The sequence below is a fragment of the Citrobacter freundii complex sp. 2024EL-00216 genome (assembly GCF_043945515.1).
GTDB classification, from domain to species: domain Bacteria; phylum Pseudomonadota; class Gammaproteobacteria; order Enterobacterales; family Enterobacteriaceae; genus Citrobacter; species Citrobacter portucalensis.
In genome coordinates, this window is the sequence record NZ_JBIMRA010000047.1 from 1 (window position 1) to 4,829 (window position 4,829).

The 4,829-nt window shown below is 54.5% G+C and carries 5 protein-coding genes; all 5 read left to right on the top strand.

Annotation, left to right across the window (positions count from 1 at the left end; translation table 11 throughout):
* On the top strand, positions 1-996 hold a 996-nt coding region (locus ACHHZ7_RS25045), incomplete at its 5' end, for a DNA N-6-adenine-methyltransferase (RefSeq protein ID WP_395149226.1).
* Complete coding sequence (locus tag ACHHZ7_RS25050) at positions 989-2,923, top strand: DNA cytosine methyltransferase (RefSeq protein ID WP_395149227.1); 1,935 nt, start codon at positions 989-991, stop codon at positions 2,921-2,923. The genes ACHHZ7_RS25045 and ACHHZ7_RS25050, both read left to right, overlap by 8 nt.
* Complete coding sequence (locus tag ACHHZ7_RS25055; RefSeq protein WP_003034741.1) at positions 2,920-3,306, top strand: RusA family crossover junction endodeoxyribonuclease; 387 nt, start codon at positions 2,920-2,922, stop codon at positions 3,304-3,306. Before ACHHZ7_RS25050 ends, ACHHZ7_RS25055 begins: the two co-directional genes overlap by 4 nt.
* Before the next feature lie 13 nt (positions 3,307-3,319).
* Entirely contained in the window at positions 3,320-4,006 is a 687-nt protein-coding gene (locus ACHHZ7_RS25060; protein WP_395149228.1) for a phage antirepressor KilAC domain-containing protein, read from the top strand.
* A partial coding sequence (locus ACHHZ7_RS25065) for a DUF968 domain-containing protein (RefSeq protein ID WP_395149229.1) occupies positions 4,003-4,829 on the top strand: 827 nt, incomplete at its 3' end. The genes ACHHZ7_RS25060 and ACHHZ7_RS25065, both read left to right, overlap by 4 nt.

The window sequence follows — 4,829 nt, forward strand, 5'->3', positions numbered from 1 at the left end:
TACGCAGCAGCCCAGCGCGAGGAGGGCGGTCGCTATGTATTCCTGATAAAAGCCGCGCCGAGTGAAAAGTGGTGGCCCGAAGATGCCGATCACATTGTATTCATTCGCGGGCGCATTGGGTTCGATCTGCCTGTGTGGTTTGTACCTGCTGACGAAAAACAGAAGCCCACCAGCGCGTTTTTTGCCGGTGCCATAGCTGTATTTGATAAGTCATGGCGTGGTGAGCGGTTCAGCTATATCGACCGTACAGAACTGGAGGCAAAAGGGCAGGCGTTTATGACTTTGGCGCAATTTGCTGTCAGCAAGTCTCAACCTGCAACTGTCACACCATCTGTAGCTGACAAGCCAGAAGCAGAGTTGCCACTTACCCAGAAAGATATTTTTGATATCAGCGGTGTCGAGGCGTGGGCATGCGTTAGAGCTGCGTTCGGCGATAAAGAAGAATACACATTCAGTGAATCGAAGTTTGGGCATACCTGGGCGGCGGATTCTGTCGAAGCACCGGAATTCACTCAGGTATCACCATTAACGATCGACAAAGCGAAGCTGCTTATTCGTGAGAGTATTTTGTTCGGTGTGGATGAGTGGCTTTTGTCGATTCAATTCGATGACGCTGCTGCGCGCCTGGATATGTCGGAACGTATTCGCACTGTTGCCCTTGAAGCATCTGGTGAATATGGCATGAACAGTACTGATTTCATTGCTGCTATGGGAAGCCTGGATGTTTCAAGTTGGTCCAATATTCGCCAGATCCGCATGCACATCCGTGAGAAAGCTAAACCAGTATCGGATCCGCTTCCCGAGTCCCGTATCTGGCCGCTGGAGGTTGGAATTGTATTCGACCAGGTAGACGGCGCTGACATGCTGGATGAATCACAGCAGAACAAGCTGAAATCCAACATCAATCAACTCTGGCTGGAACGAACGGCCACCAGCGAAATCATCACAATTGCGCGTGGTCTTGTCGGCAGCATGCAGGGGGTAACCCATGCGTGAGATTATTGTTGATAACTTTGCTGGTGGCGGTGGCGCATCAACGGGTATTGAACTGGCGATCGGGCGCAGCGTGGATATTGCGATCAACCACGACGAAAACGCCATTGCGATGCATAAGACGAACCACCCGGACACACTGCATTATTGTGAATCCGTTTTTGACGTGGATCCGGTAGCTGCCACCGGCGGTAATCCTGTCGGCCTGGCATGGTTTAGCCCGGACTGCCGACACTTCTCGAAGGCAAAAGGCGCAAAGCCAGTGAAAAAAGAGATACGCGGTCTGGCCTGGATTGTTCTGCGTTGGGCACTGGCGAAGAGACCGCGCGTGATGATGCTGGAGAACGTGGAAGAGTTCAAAACGTGGGGACCGCTGCTGGCCGATGAAATGCGTCCGGATCCTGCCCGCACTGGCGAAACATTCAATGCATTTGTCGGCATGCTGTCCACTGGCATTCCTGCTGACCACCCGGCACTGTCAGAGGTTTGTGAGTTTCTGTCTATTGAAAGAGGTAGCGAGCAGGCGCAACAGCTGGTGGATGGGCTTGGCTATGATGTTGATTATCGAGAGCTGCGCGCGTGTGATTACGGCGCACCGACGATCCGCAAACGCTTCTTCATGGTTATGCGCTGCGATGGTTGCCCAATCCAGTGGCCTGCTGTTACCCATGGGGATCCTAAGTCTCTGGAGGTGCAGAGCGGCAGGCTGATGCCATGGCGTACTGCAGCGGAATGCATCGACTGGAATGTTCCGGCCCTGTCCATCTTCGACCGCAAAAAACCGCTGGCGGAGAACACACTTAAGCGGATCGCACGCGGCATACAGCGCTTTGTTATCGATAGCGCGTCGCCGTTCATCGTTAAGTGCAACCACACGACGACCAAAGGGAAATACGACTGTTTCCGTGGGCAGGCGCTGAGAGAGCCTCTGCAGACCATTACGAAAACCCACGGTTACGCGTTAGCCGTTCCACACCTGACAAAATTCCGCACTGGTGCCACCGGGCAGCCCGTTACCGAACCTGTCCCGACAGTAACCGCTGGCACATCAAAACGCCCGGGCGGTAATGGGCATGCACTCGGGATCGTTGAGGCTGCACTGACACCCTTCCTGTCGGGTAATGGTGGTAGTGAATACCAGGCTAAGCCGCGCCCGCTGGATAAACCCGCTCACACCATTCTGAAGCAATCCCGCGCCTGTCTTGTTGCGCCAGTGATAGCCCGCCAGTTTGGGGCCAGCGTCGGCCACCGGGCAGACGAACCGAGCGCAACCATCACCGCTGGCGGTGGCGGCAAGTCTCAACTGGTAACGCCTACGCTGATCCAGATGGGTTATGGCGAACGACCTGGACAAGAACCGCGTGTGCTGCGGCTGGATAACCCGCTGGGGACCGTTACTGCAGGTGGAAATAAATTCGCGACGGTGAGCGCGTTCCTGGCTAAACACTACGGCGGTAACTATACGGGGCCGGGTGTCAGTATGGATGAACCCGCGCACTCAGTGACCACTGTCGACCATCATGCGGTAGTTGCCTCTCATCTGGTGAAACTGCGTGGAACATGCCGCGACGGGCAACGCCTTGATGTGCCCATGCCAACAATCACCGCTGGTGGCCAACACGTGGGTGAGGTACGCACATTTCTTGAGACGTATTGCGGGGAAAGTGACGATGAATGGCTGGTAACGATCGATGGGGTTAAATACCAGATCGTTGATATCGGAATGCGCATGTTGCAGCCGCATGAACTCTACAAAGCGCAGGGCTTCCCGGATGGATACGTTATTGATCAGGACTACCGTGGAAATCGCTATGCAAAAGATAAGCAGGTAGCCCGCTGCGGTAATGCGGTACCACCACCGTTCGCCAGGGCGCTGGTGGAGGCAAATCTTCCGGAACTGTGTGCAGTGCAACAACAGGAGGTGGCATGAAACTTGTGCTCCCGTTCCCTCCGAGCGTGAATACTTACTGGCGCGCCCCTAACAAGGGGCCGCTGGCCGGTCGTCACCTCATTAGCGCTGATGGTCGTAAATACCAGAGCGCTGCCTGCGTGGCGATCATTGAGCAATTACGACGTCTCCCGAAGCCATCGACTGAACTGGCAGCGGTAGAAATCACTCTGTACCCGCCGGATGCGCGCCGTCGGGATATCGATAATTACAACAAAGCCCTGTTTGACGCGCTGACACATGCGGGTGTCTGGGAAGACGACAGCCAGATTAAGCGCATGCTGGTGGAATGGGGACCCGTTGTGCCGAAAGGTCGGGTAGAGATAACGATCAGCAGATATGAACCGGCGGGTGCAGCCGCCTGATATGGAGAAAAGTATGAGCCAGTTAATCGTGAATGGTGTAGTAACAATGTCCAGCCGTGATATTGCGGATCTGGTTCAGAGTAAACACAGTGACGTGAAACGCTCGGCTGAGCGTCTTGTTGCTGCGGGAATTTTAACCGCGCCATTGGCGCAGTTCGATTTTGAGCATAACGGTAATGTGTACCAGGAGTATCGTTTTAACAAACGCGACTCTCTGGTGATTGTTGCCAGATTATCACCTGAATTTACCGCCGCGGTTGTCGATCGCTGGCAGGAACTGGAAGAAGGACAGAGTGTCAGTGTTCCGCGCTCATTACCGGAAGCGCTTCGCCTGGCTGCTGATTTAGCCGAGCAGAAAGAGCAACTGACGATCCAGCTGGCAGCCGCGGCGCCAAAAGTGGAGTTTGTTGATCGTTATTGCTCTGCAAAAGGCTCCATGTCATTCCGGCAGGTAGCCAAATTGCTTAACGCAAAAGAAACTGAGTTTCGTCTGTTCCTTATTGAACGCAATATCCTGTATCGCCTCGGCGGCACACTTACCCTCATGGCGCAACACATTTCCGCGGGAAGATTTGAAGTTAAGACGGGAACATCGAGCACATCCAATCACGCATTCAGCCAGACGCGTTTCACTGCCAAGGGAGTACGCTGGATTGGTGGTTTGTGGGCTGAACATATTGCAGGGGGGCAGGCGGCGTGAGGGCTTTGTTAACTCCTGAAGTCGCCCATCGGATAGGGATTGTGTTGTTTCGTCCCGGCGCGGAACTGATGCACCTCTTTATGCGCGGTCGCGTTCTGCTCGAGCCTGAACCAGAAGAAATGGCGTCATTCAGTACAGGAGCTGTTCCCGCCGCCATTCAGCCGCTGGCTGATGATCCGGTAATGCGGCAGGTATTCGAGAATGAGCGGGTTATTCAGCGTGCCGGCGGGCTTCCTTCCCTTGAGCAATGGTTGAGTAATCGGTTTGAATGCCAGTGGCCACATTCAACGTGGCACGACAAGAACTTCACAACAATGCGGCACCCACCAGGAAGTATTCGCCTGTGCTGGCATTGCGATCACACTTTGTCGGGGCAGCATACCGAACAGCTTGCAGGTATAGCGGCAGGAAACCTGGTATCCTGGATTCTGGAAGTCATTCTGCGTGATTCTGGTTTTCCCGAGTCGCATATCCTGACGCTTCCGGAACTGTGCTGGTGGATGGTCAGAAACGACCTGGCTGATGTTATTCCGGAAAGCGTTGCGCACAAGGGGCTACGCCTTCCGGATGAGAAGATCCGCTCGGTCATGAGGGAAAGCGACATTGTGCCTTCCGCCTCTGCAACCAGCCTCGTGCAGGAGAAGGCGAAGAAGATCCTCACGCTCTCTGTTGATCCGGAATCTCCAGAATCTTTCATGCTCAGGCCAAAGCGACGGCGCTGGATAAATGAGACTTACACCCGCTGGGTAAAAACACAACCCTGCGTATGTTGCAATAAACCAGCAGACGACCCCCACCACCTGATTGGCCACGGGCAGGGTGG